Source organism: Sphingomonas sp. HF-S4 (genome assembly GCF_032911445.1).
Lineage (GTDB): Bacteria > Pseudomonadota > Alphaproteobacteria > Sphingomonadales > Sphingomonadaceae > Sphingomonas > Sphingomonas agrestis.
On record NZ_JAWJEJ010000002.1, the window covers coordinates 277,786 to 293,929 of the forward strand.

Here is a 16,144-nt window from a genome sequence, read left to right on the forward strand (position 1 = left end):
GCTTCCTACGCCTTTGCTGCGCCGAAGCCAACGGTGCCCTGCCGCAGCTGGTCGGCAAGCGCGCGGCCGTCCTCGCCGGCAAGGCGCAGGGCTTCGAGCGTCGGCGCGCCGTGACGCTTGGCGAGCCGCTGGCCGTCGGGGCCGGTCAGCAGCGCGTGGTGGCGATATTCGGGCGTGGGCAGGCCGAGCAGCGCCTGGAGCAGGCGGTGGACGTGAGTCGCCTCGAACAGGTCCTTGCCGCGGACGACGTGGGTGATGCCCTGTGCGGCGTCGTCGACCGTGACCGCGAGGTGGTAGGAGGCGGGGGCGTCCTTTCGGGCGAGGATGACGTCGCCGTGCGAGCGCGGATCGGCGCGAACCCAGCCGGCGGAGAAGTCGTGCCAGTATAAATCCTCCCCGGAACGGGGGGGACCAGCGGGAGGCTGGTGTAGGGCGCTCTCCACCAGCGGAGTCCCTTGCGGCACGCCCCCTCCACCACCCCCTTCGGGCGCGGTCCCCCTCCCCGTTCCGGGGAGGATCTTCAATGCCTTCGCCACATCGAGGCGCCAGCTGTGCGGACGGCGCAGGTCCGGCGCCGCCAGCCCTCGGCATGTCCCCGGATACAGCGCGCCGTCCGCCCCATGCGGCGCGCTCAGGCTCGCGGCGATATCGGCGCGGGTGCAGAAGCAGGGGTAGAGCAGCCCCATGCCGCGCAGGCGGTCGAGCGCGGCCTCATAAAGGTGCAGCCGCTGGGACTGGAAGGTGACTTCGCCGTCCCATTCGAGCCCGAGCCATTCGAGATCGCGGAGGATCGCATCGACATGCTCGGGGCGGCTGCGCGTGCCATCGATATCCTCGATGCGCAGGGAGAAGTTGCCCCCGGCGGAACGGGCGAAGTCGTGCGCCGGGAGCGCCGAATATGCGTGGCCAAGGTGCAGGCGCCCGGTCGGGCTCGGTGCGAATCGCGTGTGGACAACCATCAAACCGGCCCTTGACCGCGAGTCGCGGCATATGCTGTCATGCGCCCGTCACCATTCCCCGCCAGGGAATGCGGCGAGCAAAAACGGGTGAGGGAACGCATGTACCATCCCGATCTGATCCGCCATCCGGACAGTTGCCCGGCGCTTGTCCTCAACGCCGACTATACGCCGCTGAGCTATTATCCACTCAGCGTGTGGCCGTGGCAGACTGCGATCAAGGCGCTGTTCCTCGACCGGGTGGACGTCGTGTCCTTCTACGAACGCGAGGTGCGAAGTCCCAGCGCGAGGCTGAAGCTTCCTTCGGTCATCGCGCTCAAGCAATATGTAAAGCCTTCGCAATTTCCCGCCTTCACGCGCTTCAACTTGTTTCTCCGCGACAAGTTCTCCTGCCAATATTGCGGGACCCAGCGCGACCTCACCTTCGACCATGTCATCCCCCGCGCCCAGGGCGGGCGCACCACCTGGGAGAATGTCGCGACGGCGTGCGCGCCGTGCAACCTCCGGAAAGGCGGGCGGACGCCGAAGCAGGCCGCGATGCCGCTCCATATCGAGCCGATCCGCCCGACGAGCTGGCAGCTCCAGGAACATGGCCGGCGCTTCCCGCCCAATTATCTCCACCAGACCTGGCGCGACTGGCTCTATTGGGACATCGAGCTCGAAGCCTGAGCGCTATGCAAGCGCGCCGCCGTGGCTATAGCGGCGCGACTTGTTGAGGAGATGTCATGCGTATCCTGGTTTCTGCTGTTGTGCTGCTCGGCAGCATTTCGCCCGCGATTGCCGCGGACGGCACGATGCCTGCGCGCTTCCAGGGCGAATGGGCCGTGCGGCAGGCCGATTTCGCGTTGCACGGCGGCGACAATACCCAGGGCATGACGATCAAGGCGCGCAGCATCGGCTATTATGAGGAAAGCACCGCGATCCAGCGCGTGACCGTGCTCGACGGCAACAGCGTGCGCTATGAGGGGGTGCTCTCCAATTACGACGGCGAGGAGAAGGTCAGCGGCACGCTGCGCCTCTCGCCCGACGGCAAGTCGCTGCTCGGGGCGGGCCCGTTGGATGGTCCCGAAGAACGGCCGACGGACCTGTCGCGCTGCAAGTGATTGCACGACGGACTGTCTTATAATAACAACACACCGTGGTGTTGTGCTTTCCCCTTTTCCGTCGGGCCGGTAAGAGGCGCTGATGGCCCGTGAACCGAGCGACATGCGCTTTCCGCTTCGGCGCCCGAGCGAGACGGGAGAGTCGCCCGAGGTGCGGGCGTGGCGTCCGGCGCGGACCGATCCGCCGCCGCCGCTGTCGCTCCCGCCCGAAGTGCCGCAGCCTAGGCCCGCGCCAGACCCCTTCTGGCGCGCGGCCCCGCCGCCGCCGCCTCCGCCCCCTCCCGAGGAGCCGGGCGGGGATGCGGACGAGGTTCCGGCCGGCAAGCGCTTCCGCTTCAGGTTCCGCTGGCGCTGGGTGAGCTGGGCGCTTGCCGGGCTGATCCTGTTGTTCGTGCTGCTGGTCGCGTGGCTGGCCTTCACCGCGCCGCTGTCCAAGTCGCTCCAGCCGCCGGCGCCGCCTTCGATCACGTTGCTCTCTGCCGAGGGCACGCCGATCGCGCGGCGCGGTGCCGATATCGCTGCGCCGGTCGACGTCACCAAGCTGCCCGATCACGTCGCGCAGGCGTTCACTGCGATTGAGGACCGGCGCTTCTATTCGCATCTCGGCGTCGATCCGCGCGGCATCCTGCGCGCCTTCCTCCACAACACCACCAGCGACGGCAGCTCGCAGGGCGGCAGCACGATCACCCAGCAGCTCGCCAAGAATGCGTTCCTCACCGCCGACCGGACGATGACGCGGAAGCTGCGCGAAGTGACGATCGCCTTCTGGCTCGAGGCGTGGCTGACCAAGGACGAGATCCTCTCGCGCTATCTTTCCAACGTCTATTTCGGCGACAATGTGTACGGGCTGCGCGCGGCCGCGAACCATTATTTCAGCGTCGAGCCCGAGCGGCTGACGCTGAGCCAGGCGACCTTGCTGGCCGGCCTGGTCAAGGCGCCGAGCCGGCTCGCGCCTACGGGCAACCTCAAGGGCGCGCGCGAGCGGCAGAAGCTGGTGATCGGCGCGATGGTCGCGAGCGGCGCGCTGACCGAGGCCGAGGCGGCGCGGGTGCGCCCGGCGGTGCTCCGGGTCAGCAAGGACAAGGAGCTGCCGAGCGGCACCTATTTCGCCGACTGGATCCTGCCCGAGGCGCGCGACCGCGCCGGCGGGGTCGCGACCGAACAGACCGTGCGCACCACGCTCGAGACCAAGCTCCAGCAGCATGCCGAGCGCGCGGTGCGCAGCGCGGGGTTGCGGAAGACGCAGATCGCGCTGGTGGCGATGCGGCCCGACGGGCGCGTCGTCGCGATGGTCGGCGGCAAGAACTATCGCGAGAGCCCGTTCAACCGCGCCACCCAGGCGCGGCGCCAGCCCGGATCGACCTTCAAGCTGTTCGTCTATCTCGCCGCACTGCGCTCGGGGATGACGCCCGACAGCCTGGTCGACGATTCGCCGGTGACGATCGGCGACTGGTCGCCGACCAACAGCGACGGCCGCTATGCCGGCAAGATCACGCTGCGCCAGGCCTTTGCCAAATCGAGCAACGTCGTCGCGGCGCGGCTGACCAACGAGATCGGCGTCGGCCGGGTGATCCGCGCGGCGCGCGACCTGGGCATCTCGACGCCGATCGCCAACGAGGCGTCGATCGCACTCGGCACCTCGACGGTGTCGCTGCTCGAGCTGACCGCGGCCTATGCCGCGGTGGCGAACGGGAGCTACCCGGTGCGCCCGCGCGGGCTTGACGATACCGAAAGCGCCGACGACTGGCTCGCCGCGCGGCTCGGTTCGGCGACGCGGCTGCCGGGCGGCCAGCTCGAGGACCTGCGCTCGATGCTCGGCACCGTGGTGAGCGCGGGCACCGGGCGCAGCGCGGCGCTGTCGATCCCCGCCTTCGGCAAGACCGGGACGACGCAGGACGCGCGCGACGCCTGGTTCATCGGCTATGCCGGCGATCTGGTCGCGGCGGTGTGGATCGGCAATGACGACAACACCCCGATTCCGGGCGCATCCGGCGGGGGCATCCCGGCGCGGGTGTGGCGCGATTTCATGATGCGCGCGCTCGGCGTGTCGCTGCCGCCGGCACCGGTCGAGGAAGAGGATATCGTCAACGAGACCACGCTCGACGACGTGCTCAACAGCGTCGGCGACTTTATCGAGGGGACGGGCGTCGAGACCGACGTGCTCGGCCCGCGCGACCGGCCGTTCCCGCCCGACGAGGAGCTGCCGGAAGACGAGGAAGGCCCGCCGCCGCCGCGTCTGGGCGGCGGTCGCCGGGGCGAGCAGGGGAATTGACCTGAGCGGCATAGGCCGCGATTGCGGGTGCCATGCGCTTCTTCTCGGACAATGCCGCTCCCGTGTGCAGCCAGGTGCTCGATGCCCTGGCTCGGGTAAACGTCCTCGACACTGCCTATGACGGCGATCGCTGGTCGCAGCAGCTCGACGGGGCCTTCTCCGACCTGTTCGATACGCAGGTCCGCGCTTTGTGGGTGCCTTCGGGGACGTCGGCCAATGCTTTGGCACTCGCCGCTTTGTGCCCGCCGCACGGCAGCGTGGTCTGCCACCGCGACGCGCATATCCAGAACGACGAATGCGGCGCGCCCGAATTCTACACCCATGGCGCCAAGCTGCTGCTGGCCGACGGGCCGGGCGCCAAGCTGACCCCCGAGACCGCCGCGGCGGCGCTCGATCGCATCCCCAACGGCGTGCATTGGGTCCAGCCGCACGCGATCTCGATCACCAACGCCAGCGAATACGGCCTGGTCTACACGCCCGATCAGGTCGCGGCTATTTCCGAGGTCGCCAAGCCGCGCGGCCTGGGTCTGCATATGGATGGCGCTCGCTTTGCAAATGCCGTTGCGCACCTCGATTGTGCGCCGGGCGACGTGACGTGGCGCGCCGGGGTCGACGTGCTGAGCTTCGGCTTCGTCAAGAATGGCGGGATGAGCGCCGAGGCTTTGGTCTTCTTCAAGCCCGAGCTGGCCGACGCGACGCTCTATCGCCGCAAGCGCGCCGGGTTGCTGCTCTCCAAGGGGCGCTACCTCGCTGCGCAGCTGCTCGCGATGCTCGAGGGCGATCTGTGGCTCGCCAATGCCCGCGCCGCCAATGAAGGCGCGCGGCTGCTCGCCGAGGCGGCGGGCGAGCGGCTGGTCCACCCGGTCGAAGCGAACGAAGTATTCCTCAAGGTCAGCGCCGACGAGGCCGCGTCGCTGCGCGGCCTGGGCTTCGACTTCTACGACTGGGCCGCGGGCGAAGTGCGGCTGGTGACCTCGTGGGACCAGCGCGCGGAGGATATCGCGCCGCTGGCGGAGGCGATCGCGAAGCTGTGAGGCGGTTCGTTTCCTACAAGAAGCCGATCATCGAGCCGCCGGTCGAGAAGGTCTCGCCGCGGTCGGCGCGGCTCGACGTGATCCTGCCCTTCCTGGTGGTGACGCTGATCTGGGGATCGACCTGGATCGTCATCCGCGACCAGCTCTCGGTCGTCCCGCCGAGCTGGTCGGTGAGCTATCGCTTCATCGTGGCCGGGGTGGTGATCCTTGCCTGGGGGGCGATGCGCGGCGATTCGCTGCGGCTCGATGTGCGGGGCTGGATGTTCGCGGTCCTGCTCGGGCTCGCGCAGTTCGTGCTCAACTTCAACTTCGTCTATCGCGCCGAGCAGCACATCACTTCGGGCGTGGTGGCGATCGTCTATGCGCTGCTGCTCGTGCCCAATGCCGTGCTCGCCCGCGTGTTTCTCGGTCAGCTGATGGGGCGCCAATTGCTGATCGGCTCCGCGGTAGCGATGGCCGGGGTGGCGCTGCTCTTCGTCCACGAGGCGCGACTGAGCGACGCGGGCCCCGAGGCGGCAATGCTGGGGATCGGCATCGCGCTGTTGGGCGTGCTCTCGGCCTCGGTCGCCAACGTCATGCAGGCGACCAACCGAGCCAAGGCCTATCCGATGGCGGCGACGCTCGGCTGGGCGATGCTCAGCGGCGCGGCGATCGACGCCGCATTCGCCTGGGCAACGGTCGGCCCGCCGGTGATCGAGATGCGCTGGAGCTATATCGCGGGGACGCTCTATCTCGGCGTGCTCGGCTCGGCGCTCGCCTTCACGATCTATTTCCAGCTCATCCGCACGATCGGCCCGGCCAAGGCGGCCTATACCAGCGTGCTGATCCCGGTGATCGCGATGCTGCTTTCGACGCTCTACGAAGGCTATCGCTGGTCGGCGCTCGCCGCGGCGGGGGCAGTGCTAGTGCTGGTCGGGCTGGTGCTGGCGCTCAAGGCGCGCAGGCCCAACCGGTAATCGGGGTAAAGCGGGCGCCAGCGCAGCACGCGCTTGGCCTTGTGGTTCGCGACGCGGCGGTTCTCGGAATAGAAGGCACGCGCCTGCGGGCTGAGGTCCGCCTGGTCCAGCGGCACCAGCGGCGGCGGCGCGATGCCGAGCAGGCTACAGGCATAAGCGACGACATCGCTCTGCGGCGCGGGCAGATCGTCGGCGAGGTTGTAGGCGCCACGCGGCGCATCGAACCCGGCGGTGATCCCGGCGACGATGTCGTCGAGATGGACGCGGCTGAACACCTGGCCGGGAATGTGGATGCGAGCGGCGTCACCCCGCGCGGCACGTTCGAGCGGCGAGCGGCCAGGGCCGTAGATTCCTGGGAGGCGGAACACGCGGGCACCGAGCGCGAGCCATGCCGCGTCGGCTTGCGCGCGTTCCATTCGGCGGCCCGTACCGATGGGGGCAGTCTCGTCGACCCAGGCGCCGTTTGTGTCGCCATAGACGCCGGTCGAGGAGAGGTAGCCGAGCCAGGCGCGGGCTTCGCCGAGTTGCGGTGCGAAGGCAGCGAGGATGGGATCGGTCTCGCCCGGCGCGACGGTCGAGACGATGTGGCTGGCGTTCGCGATCTCGAAGGTGACGCGGTCGGTGTCGGCGAAGGCGATGCTGTCGTCGCGCCCGTCGCGGGTGACTGCCGCGATCCGCCAGCCGCCGGGAGCAAGATGCCGGGCGAGCGCGCTGCCGGTATAGCCCAGGCCAAAGATCAGCAGGCGCATCAGATCCTCCCCCGGAGGGGGAGGTGGCGCGCGTAGCGCGACGGAGGGGTATTCTCCGCAGGCGACGTGGCTCGTGGAGAATACCCCTCCACCAAGCTACGCTTGGTCCCCCTCCCCCTCCGGGGGAGGATTTGGTTAGCGCGCGCCATGACCACCAAACGCGACGCCGAAGAAATCGCCCTTGTGCCAGCTCGGCCGCGCGTCGGCGTCGGCGATCGCCCGCGCGGCGGCGTAGTTGACGCGCATGAACTTCGCCGCCGAGGCCCAGTTCACCGGCAGCGACAGGTCGTCCGATGGCTTGTGGTAATGATTGGCAAGGAAATCGTCCTGCGCCGCCTGGCCGGGGCCGCCCGGGCCGGTATCGACCGAGACCGCGGGAATGCCCGCCTGGACGAAGCTGTAATGGTCCGATCGGATGAAGAATTGCTCCTCGGGCGAAGGGTCGGGGACGGTCTTGAGCCCTTCGGCCGCCGCCGCCGCCGCGAATGTCGCGCCCAAGGTCGAGCGCTCGCCGCCGAGGATGACGAGGTCTTCCAGCTTATAGGTCAGGATCGGCATGTCGATATTGATGTCGGCGACCAGCCTGCCGCCCGCAGGCAGCCCGGGATGCGCAGCGAAATAGCCCGATCCGACCAACCCCTTCTCCTCGGCGGTCAGGGCGACGAACACTAGCGAGCGGCGCGGGCGCTGGCCCGATGCCTGGAAGGCGCGCGCGACTTCGAGCATGGTTGCGATCCCTGCGGCATTGTCCATCGCGCCGTTGTAGATCGTGTCGCCCTTCTCGGGCTCACCGACGCCGACATGGTCGAGATGCGCCGAGAGGACGACATATTCTTGCCGAAGCGCTGGATCGCTGCCCTCGATAAGCCCGATCACGTTGCTGCTCTGCGCAGTGGTGACGCGCGTGCTCGCGGCAACCTTGAGCGTGCCCGCCAGCGCGCCGGTGGGGAGCCGGGTGCCGCGGCGCTCGGCGGCGAGGACGTCGCGCCACTTGATCCGCGATCCGGCGAACAGCTTCTCGGCGCCGGTCTGGCCGACGATGCCGACCACCGGTGCGCGCGGGGCGATCATGTTGGCCTTGCCGTCGGGGCCGATCCAGCTCGTCCGCGCATAATCGTAGAAGGGCGCCATCGCCTCGAGCGGGAATTCGGCGCGGCGCGCGATCGATTCGACGATGATCACCGCCTTGGCGCCGCGCGCCTGGGCGATCCGCGCCTTCTGGTCGTCGTCGCCGAGATGCGCGGCGACATCGTCGGGCAGCCCTTCGGGAACCCCGGCGTAGATCGCCACGATCTTTCCGCGCACGTCGAGCCCGCGATAATCGTCGCGCTTGGTCTCGGGGTAGACGAGGCCGTAGCCGGCGAAGACGATCTGCCCCTCGGCAGTGAAGTCGGGGGTGGTCGGGATGCCCTGGTTGAGGAAGTCGATGCCGAACTGGAGCGGGATCGGCGTGGCGCCGCGCGTCAGCGTCCACTTGGCCTTTTCCGCCGGGCGATAGGTGACGAGCCCCACCGGCTGGAACCAGCCCTTCTCGCCGCCCGGTCGCAGCCCCAGGCTCTGCATCTGCGCCGCGACATATTCGGCGGCGACGTCGTAGTCGCGCGTCCCCGCCTCGCGCCCGCGCAGCTCGTCCGAAGCGAGGAAGGCGACATGCGCCTTGAGGGCCGCCTGGTCCGACGGAAGCTGCTGCGCCGACGCTGGGGCGGCGAGGAGGAGCAGTAGGAACAGGAACGTACGCACCAAGCGGCTCCTTCATCCCCCTCCCTGCTTGCAGGGAGGGGTTAGGGGTGGGTTGCGGCGGGCGGGGCTCGATGCCCCGCCGGTCGCTTTCGGGAGCGGAGGGCGCGGCTGGCGCCGCGCACCCACCCCCGGCCCCTCCCTGCGAGCAGGGAGGGGAGTGTCGTCACTTCTGCATCGGTCCGCCGAAGGCAGTGCCGAAGAAGTCCCCCTTCTTCCACATCGGCTTGGCGTCCGCATCGGCGATCTCGCGCGCGATGCGATAATTGACGTCGACGAAGCGCGCGCCCGATTCCCAGTCGATCGCCGGCTGCTGGACGAGATCGTCCGAGGGCTGGTGATAATGCGTGCTGAGGAAATGGTCGGTCGCGGCCTTGCCCGGACCCTTTTCGCCCGGCCACAGGAACACCGAGGGCACGCCCTGCTGGACGAAGCGGTAATGGTCCGAGCGGACGAAGAACGCCTCGTCGGGGCGCGGATCGCCGGCCATGCCGACGCCGATCTGCGCAGCGGCGCGCGCCACCGTCTCGCCGAGCGTCGAGTGCGCCGCGCCGAACGGCGTCACGTCCTCGAACTTGTAGGTGATGATCGGCATGTCGAGATTGACGTTGGCGACGATGTCGGCCTTGGCCACGGTCGGGTTCTGGGCGAAATAGTCCGAGCCGACCAGCCCCTTCTCCTCGGCGGTGACCGCGAGGAACATCACCGAGCGGCGCGGCGGCTTGCCCAACGCCTTGAAGCGCTTGGCCTCTTCGATCAGCGAGGCGATGCCGACGGCATTGTCCATCGCGCCGTTGTAGATCGTGTCGCCCTTCGCATTGGGCTTGCCGACGCCGACATGGTCGAGATGCGCGGTGAGGACGACGACTTCCTTCGCGAGCGCGGGATCGCTGCCGGGGAGCGTGCCGGCGACGTTATAGCTGGTGTAGGCCCGGTTGGCGGTCTTCAGCGCGACGCCGAGCGTGGCTGCCAGCGGCATGGCCTTGAAGGTCGCGTTGTCGGTCTCGGCGGTCTTCGAGACCTTTTCCCATGAGAGCTTGGCGCCTGCGAACAGCTTGGCGGCGCCGGCCTGGCTCAGCATGCCGAGCGCGGGGGCACCCGGGATGTAGCCGGTGCCATCGGGCTTGCCCCAGGTGGTGCGCTCGCGGTCCCAGGCTGCCTTGATCGTCGCGAACGGATAGGCGCCGCGGCCGCCCTTGGGGGTTTCGAGCGTGATGTAGCCGACCGCACCCTTCTTGCGCGCGATCTCTGCCTTGGTCGCGGCGCTGCCGAAATGGGCGCGCTCCTCGGCGGGGAAGGCGCTCGGCGCGCCGCCGAAGAAGGCGACGATCTTGCCCTTCACGTCGACGCCCTTGTAATCGTCGCGACCGAGCCCGACCACGCCCTGGCCGACGAACACCACCGGCGCGTCTAGCGTCAGGCTGGTCAGCGCGGCACTGGCGGCGGGGAGATAGTCCTCGCCGAAGACGAGCGCGACCGGCGCGCCGCGCTTGGGCGTCAGGGTCATGCTGCCATGGCCATCGGGCTTGTAGCCGATCAGCGGCACCTTCTGGAGGTAGGATCCCTCGTCGCCCGCCGGACGGAGCCCGGCGGCATAGAATTGCGACGCGACATATTGCGCGGCGATGTCGTACTCGGCGCTCCCCGCCTCGCGCCCGCGCAGCGCATCCGAAGCGAGAAACTGAATATGCCCCTTGAGCGCCGCCTGGTCTGCAGGCAGTTCGGCGTTGAGGATCGCATTGGTCTGGGCGGCGGTCGGGGCCGCGGCTTCCTGCGCGAGCGCCGGGGCGGCGGCAAATGCGATCAGGCCGAGCGGCACGGTCAGTCGAAGCATGAGAAATCCCTGAAAGTCTGGAATGGCTTACTCGGTAGCAGCGTGCAACCGATAGGCAAGCGGGCAGTTTCTAGTAGCGGGCAGGGGGCGGCCTCCTATATCGCGAGACTATGGCAGACGCTCAGACCGCAACCCAGGCGCCCGTGGTGACGCGCCGCGAGGATTACCGTGAACCCGATTGGCGCGTGCCGGAGATCGCGCTCGACTTCGATCTCGATCCCGCCGCCACCCGCGTCCACGCGACGCTCCAGGTCGAGCGCAACGGCAGCCATGACGCGCCGCTGCGGCTTGCCGGGGACGGGCTGCTTGCCTTGGTCGTCCGCGTCGACGGCGTCGTCGCCGAGGACTGGACGATGGACGGCGACGACCTGGTCGTCCCGCTCAGCGGCGCCGCGCACACGATCGAGACCGAAGTCGAGATCGCGCCCGAGCGCAACACCCAGCTGATGGGGCTCTATGCCTCGGGCGGGATCCTGTGCACGCAATGCGAGGCCGAGGGCTTCCGCCGGATCACCTTCTTCCCCGATCGCCCCGACGTGCTGTCGAAGTACAAGGTGAAGATGACCGCCGACAAGGCGCGCTTCCCGGTGTTGCTGGCGAATGGCGATCCGATCGCGCAGGGCGACCTCGACGGCGGCAAGCATTGGGCCGAGTGGCACGATCCGTTCCCCAAGCCGAGCTATCTGTTCGCGATCGTCGCGGGCGATCTCGTCGCCAATCGCGGCAGCTTCATGACGATGTCGGGGCGCGAGGTGCAGCTCGGCATCTGGGTGCGTTTGCCCGATCTGCCCAAGACCGACCACGCGCTCCACGCGCTCAAGCTGTCGATGGCGTGGGACGAGAAGGTCTATGGCCGCGAATACGATCTCGACGTGTTCAACATCGTCGCGGTCGATGATTTCAACTTCGGGGCGATGGAGAATAAGGGGCTCAACGTCTTCAACAGCCGCTACATCCTGGCCGACCCCGACACCGCGACCGATTACGATTACGACGCGATCGCCGCGGTGGTCGCGCACGAATATTTCCACAACTGGTCGGGCAACCGCATCACCTGCCGCGACTGGTTCCAGCTCTCGCTGAAGGAAGGCTTCACCGTCTTCCGCGACCAGAGCTTCTCGGCCGATCAGGGCAGCGCCGCGGTCAAGCGGATCGAGGACGTCCGCGGCTTGCGCGCGAGCCAGTTCCCCGAGGATGCCGGCCCGCTCGCGCACCCGGTGCGCCCCGACGAATATATCGAGATCAGCAACTTCTACACCGCGACGATCTACAACAAGGGCGCCGAAGTCATCCGGATGATGGCGACGATCCTCGGCCCCGAGAAGTTCCGCGCCGCGACCGACCTCTATTTCGATCGCTTCGACGGCACTGCCGCGACCTGCGAGGATTTCGTCCAGTCGATGGAGCAGGGCGGCGGGGTCGACCTCACCCAGTTCCGCCGCTGGTACAGCCAGGCGGGCACGCCGCGCGTCTCGGCGACGCTGACGCAGGAGGGCGGTCGCGCACGGCTTACCTTGCGCCAGGTCGTCCCGCCGACTCCGGGCCAGCCGGTCAAGGAGCCGATGGTCCTTCCCTTGAAGGTCAAGCTGTTCGGCGCGGTCACCGGCCGGGCGCTGTGCGACGAGCAGCTCGTGCTGCTCAAGGACGAGAGCCACGAGATCCTGTTCGAGAATTTGCCCGAGACGCCGGTGCTGTCGATCAACCGCGGCTTCTCGGCGCCGGTGGTGGTCGAAACCAACCGCACCGCCAAGGACCTCGCCTTCCTCTCGGCGCACGACGACGATCCGTTCGCGCGCTACGAGGCGATGCAGCAATTGATGCTCGACACCCTGGTAACCTCGGTCGCCAACGGCACCGGCGACCACCAGGCGGTGATCGACGCGGTGCGCAACACGCTGACCGACGCCAATCTCGATCGCGCCTTCATCGCCGAAGCGGTGCTGCTGCCCTCGGACAGCTTCATCGGCGACCAGATGACGGTGGTCGAGCCCGAGGCGATCTTCCGGGCGCGCGAGGCGCTGCGCCAGGATCTCGGCAAGGCGCTCGCGACCGAATGGCGCGCGGCGTATGAAGGCAGCCTTGCCAACCGCTTCGAATATTCGCCCGCGGCCAAGGGCGCGCGGCGGCTCAAGACCGTGGCGCTCGGCTATATCGCGGCAAGCGGCGCGGCCGATGCCGACGGCCTCGCGTTCGACCAGTTCCGCGGCGCCGACAACATGACAGACCGCCAGGGCGCGATGACCACGCTGGTCAACGGCGCGTCGCCGCTGCGCGAGGAGGCGCTCGAGGCGTTCTACACGCGCTATCAGGGCAACGGTCTGGTGCTCGACAAGTGGTTCCAGACCCAGGCGCTGTCGTCGCGTGAGGATACGCTCGATAGAGTCGAGCGGCTCGCGGCGCATCCCGACTTCACCTTGTCCAATCCCAATCGCGCGCGCTCGCTGATCGGCGCGTTCAGCGTCAACCAGCGCGCGTTCCACGATGTGTCGGGGCGCGGCTACCGCTTCGTTGCCGACCAGTTGATTGCGCTCGACAAGCTCAATCCGCAGACCGCCGCCAAGCTGCTCCCGCCGCTCGGCCGCTGGAAGCGCTTCGACGAAGGCCGCGCCGCCAAGATGCGCGCCGAGCTCGAGCGCATCGTCGCGACGCCGGAGCTGAGCAAGGACATGTTCGAGCAGGCGAGCAAGTCGCTGGATTGAGGACATAAAGCTCCTCCCCTGAAGGGGAGGGGCTAAAGGTGTCGCCCCGCAAACACCGGTAGACCCTGCGCGCATCTTCTGCTTTGGCGGTGCCGGGACCGCAGGAAGACATGATGACCGTCGCAACGATCCAGCCGGATATGCGCTGGCAGTTCGGATCGACCCTGGGCGACGCGCTGCGCCGTTGCCCGCTTTGGGCCTGGGCGGTGCTGCTGACCATTGTGCTGGCGGCGCTGTCGATGATGCGGCCGATCGATCACGACGAGAGCCAATATGTCGCGGCGGCGGTGCTCTCGGGCGAGGGGCTGCTGCCCTATCGCGACTATGCCTATCTTCAGACGCCGCTCCAGCCGCTGCTGTTCGGTCCGCTCGCGCGGCTGCTGAGCGAGTTCGCCTATCCCGGGCTGCGGCTGGTCAACGCATTGCTCGGCGCGCTGGCGATCGTCTTCGTCTATCGCGCCGCGCGGGCGGGCGGGGTGCCGGTGCGCGTGGCGTTCGCGGCGAGCGCGCTGTTCGCGGGCACCGACATCTTGCTGTTCGGCACCGGGCTCGCCCGCAACGACGCGCTGCCGCTCGCGCTGTTCGCCGGGGCGCTGTGGCTGATCGTCGCAGGGGGCGAGCGGCGCACGCCGGCCGCCGCCGTTGCGATCGGGCTGCTGCTCGCCGCCGCGGCCGCCGCCAAGGCGAGCTATGCGCTGCCCGCCGCCGCCTATGGGCTGTGGACCTTATGGGACCGCAGCCACCGTCCGTTCTGGGTCGCGCTCGGCGCAGCGGTGCCCGTCGCGCTGGTGCTGGCGCTCGCCGACCAGGCGCCCGAGGCCTTCTGGTTCGGCGCGTTCGTCTTCCCTGCCGACGCGCCCGAGCAATATTATGCCGGCGGCGCGCGCGCCTATAAGCTGACGCTCGGCTTCCGCCTGCTCGACCTGCTCAAATTCTCGGCACTGGGCGCGACTCTGCCTGCGCTGGTCGTGATTGTCTGGCGGCTGCGGGACGCGCGCGAACGCGTCGATACGTTGCTCGAGCTGCTGATCCTCGCCTCGCTGCTTTCAGCCGTTCTCCCCGAGCCGACCTGGCGGCAATATCTGCTGCCGGTCCTGCCGCCGCTATTCCTCCGCCTCGCGCGGATCTGGCGGCTATCTGCGCCGGCGCGGCGCCAGCGTGCCGTCTTCGCATTGTTCGCGGTCGCCGGACTGGTGCCGACCTTGCTCGCCTTCGGCGCGGCGGTGACCGACGGGCTGCCGATGACACGTGCACTGCGCGAGGGCGACGCAGTCGAGGCGCTGCTCGATGCCGAGGCCGCGCACGGCCCCGTCGCCACGCTCGCCCCGCACCTGCTCCCCGCGACCGGCCGCCTGCCCGACCGGCGCTTCGCCACCGGGCCCTTCTATTTCCGGAGCCATGGGCTTTTGTCGCACGCCGAGGAGGGCCGCTTCCATTTGGTGTCGGGCGCACGGCTCGCCGCTGGCGACCTGCCCCGAGTCGTGCTGCTCGGCGGCGAGTCGCAATGGGCGGGCGGCGACAGCGCGCTGGAGGCCTTGGTGGCGCGCGTCGCTTCGGCTCGGCCCGTACGCGTGCTCAGCTTGAGCGGCACGCGGCTGCGGGTGCTTCTGCTCGGCCCGCCTCAGGCGGCGCGGGCTCGGCGTTCGAGCAAGCCCTCATAATAGGCCATCAGCTCGACCGTATGGTCGCGGTCGCTGCGTACCTTGGCCGCCGCCACCCGCGCGGCGGCGCGCACGATCGCCGGCTCGCGCGCAGCCATCCGGCGGATCGCGTCGGCGGCCGACAGCGCATCGCGCGCGCGATAGGTTTCGGCGAACAGCGGATCGGCGATCTCGGCGAACCCGCCCTCGTCGGGCCCGATCAGCGGCAGTCCGGAGGCGAGCGCTTCGGAGGCGACCAGCCCGAACGGCTCGGCATCCGATCCGTGGACCAAAGCATCGCAGCTCGCCATGATGCGGGAGAGGCGGACCCGGTCGTAGACCGGGCGGAAAATGCGGATGTGCGGGCTGCCGGCGATGCGGTCCTCGAGCTGGCGGCGCTGCGGGCCGTCGCCGATCAGGATCAGGCCCACGGGGATATCGGTCGCGGCGGACTCGACGGCGTCGATAACCAACGGCCAGCGCTTTTCCTTGTGATGTCGTCCCAGCCCGAGCAGCAGATGCCCCTCGGGCGGCAGGCCGCATTGTTCGAGCAGGGCCACGCGCAGCTTCTCGTCGCGGAGGTCGGGCGAGAACCAGCTCCGCTCGATTCCCAGCGGCATCGACGCATCGACGGTCATACCGCGCCGGCGGAAGCGCTTGGCGAGCGCCGGGCCGTTGGTCACCAGCGCATCGTAATGGCTCAGGAAGCGGTTCATGTAGCGCGTGTACCAGGCGAAGGCGTGCTCGACCTGGATCGGCGTGGCGATATTATCGAGCCAGCGCTGCGGATAGGCGCCCATCTGGTCGCCATGCGCGAAGAACACTTTGAGCGACGGCCCCTTCCAATTGGCCACCGTCCAGGCCGGCAGCCAGGGTGAGCTGCATTCGAGGATGTCGGGCTGGAGTTCGTCGAGCAGCTTCCACACCGGCTCGTCCTTGACGAAGATGCAGTAATTGCGGTCGAGCAGCAACGCCGGCGACTTCACCCACAGGATGCGCCCACCGCCGGGGCGGTCCTCGACGCCGTCTTCGAGCGCGGGCGCGATGATGGTCAGCTCATGGCCCATATCGGCCATGATCCCCATCTTGCGGTCGATATAGGTGCGCACCCCGCCGCCGGTCGGCGAATAGAATTCGTTGACGTCGACGATGCGCATGGAAAGC

12 protein-coding genes are annotated in these 16,144 nt (G+C 68.7%); 7 read left to right on the forward strand and 5 right to left on the reverse strand.

The window, feature by feature from the left end; all coding sequences use genetic code 11:
- Window positions 1–5: 5 nt before the first annotated feature.
- Window positions 6–959 (reverse strand): glutamyl-Q tRNA(Asp) synthetase, encoded by a 954-nt coding sequence (locus RZN05_RS17335; protein WP_317227936.1) that lies wholly within the window; start codon window positions 957–959, stop codon window positions 6–8.
- Between the two features lie 99 nt (window positions 960–1,058).
- Between RZN05_RS17335 and RZN05_RS17340 the strand changes: the two genes are divergently transcribed.
- From RZN05_RS17340 to RZN05_RS17360, 5 genes are all read left to right on the forward strand, one after another.
- Complete coding sequence (locus RZN05_RS17340; protein ID WP_317227937.1) at window positions 1,059–1,625, forward strand: HNH endonuclease; 567 nt, start codon at window positions 1,059–1,061, stop codon at window positions 1,623–1,625.
- A 56-nt stretch (window positions 1,626–1,681) separates the two neighbouring features.
- Window positions 1,682–2,059, forward strand: a complete 378-nt coding sequence (locus RZN05_RS17345; protein WP_317227938.1) for a hypothetical protein — start codon at window positions 1,682–1,684, stop codon at window positions 2,057–2,059.
- 82 nt (window positions 2,060–2,141) lie between these two features.
- Entirely contained in the window at window positions 2,142–4,331 is a 2,190-nt protein-coding gene (locus RZN05_RS17350; protein WP_317227939.1) for a transglycosylase domain-containing protein, read from the forward strand.
- 32 nt (window positions 4,332–4,363) lie between these two features.
- Window positions 4,364–5,365, forward strand: a complete 1,002-nt coding sequence (locus tag RZN05_RS17355; RefSeq protein ID WP_317227940.1) for a threonine aldolase family protein — start codon at window positions 4,364–4,366, stop codon at window positions 5,363–5,365.
- A complete protein-coding gene (locus RZN05_RS17360; RefSeq protein ID WP_317227941.1) occupies window positions 5,362–6,321 on the forward strand; it encodes a DMT family transporter in 960 nt (319 codons plus the stop codon). Before RZN05_RS17355 ends, RZN05_RS17360 begins: the two co-directional genes overlap by 4 nt.
- Here RZN05_RS17360 and RZN05_RS17365 read toward each other — a convergent pair.
- The 3 genes from RZN05_RS17365 to RZN05_RS17375 all read right to left on the reverse strand — a co-directional run bounded on the left by RZN05_RS17365 (window position 6,231) and on the right by RZN05_RS17375 (window position 10,641).
- Window positions 6,231–7,070, reverse strand: coding sequence for an SDR family oxidoreductase (locus tag RZN05_RS17365; protein WP_317227942.1), 840 nt, complete (start codon window positions 7,068–7,070; stop codon window positions 6,231–6,233). The genes RZN05_RS17360 and RZN05_RS17365 overlap by 91 nt on opposite strands.
- Window positions 7,071–7,205: 135 nt before the next feature.
- The gene (locus RZN05_RS17370; protein WP_317227943.1) at window positions 7,206–8,810 is read right to left on the reverse strand and encodes a M20/M25/M40 family metallo-hydrolase; all 1,605 of its coding nucleotides are present in this window, start codon (window positions 8,808–8,810) and stop codon (window positions 7,206–7,208) included.
- Between the two features lie 163 nt (window positions 8,811–8,973).
- Complete coding sequence (locus tag RZN05_RS17375; protein ID WP_317227944.1) at window positions 8,974–10,641, reverse strand: M20/M25/M40 family metallo-hydrolase; 1,668 nt, start codon at window positions 10,639–10,641, stop codon at window positions 8,974–8,976.
- A 110-nt stretch (window positions 10,642–10,751) separates the two neighbouring features.
- Between RZN05_RS17375 and pepN the strand changes: the two genes are divergently transcribed.
- Together pepN and RZN05_RS17385 are read left to right on the forward strand one after the other, a co-directional pair.
- On the forward strand, window positions 10,752–13,340 hold the full coding sequence (gene pepN / locus RZN05_RS17380; RefSeq protein ID WP_317227945.1) for an aminopeptidase N: 2,589 nt from the start codon (window positions 10,752–10,754) through the stop codon (window positions 13,338–13,340).
- A gap of 110 nt (window positions 13,341–13,450) precedes the next feature.
- Window positions 13,451–15,001: a glycosyltransferase family 39 protein gene (locus RZN05_RS17385; protein ID WP_317227946.1), complete on the forward strand. Its 1,551-nt coding sequence runs from the start codon at window positions 13,451–13,453 to the stop codon at window positions 14,999–15,001.
- On the opposite strand, the gene RZN05_RS17390 is transcribed toward RZN05_RS17385, so the two are convergent.
- Window positions 14,962–16,137 carry a glycosyltransferase gene (locus RZN05_RS17390; RefSeq protein WP_317227947.1) on the reverse strand — a complete coding sequence of 392 codons (1,176 nt, stop codon included), beginning with the start codon at window positions 16,135–16,137 and terminating at the stop codon, window positions 14,962–14,964. The genes RZN05_RS17385 and RZN05_RS17390 overlap by 40 nt on opposite strands.
- Window positions 16,138–16,144: the final 7 nt, after the last annotated feature.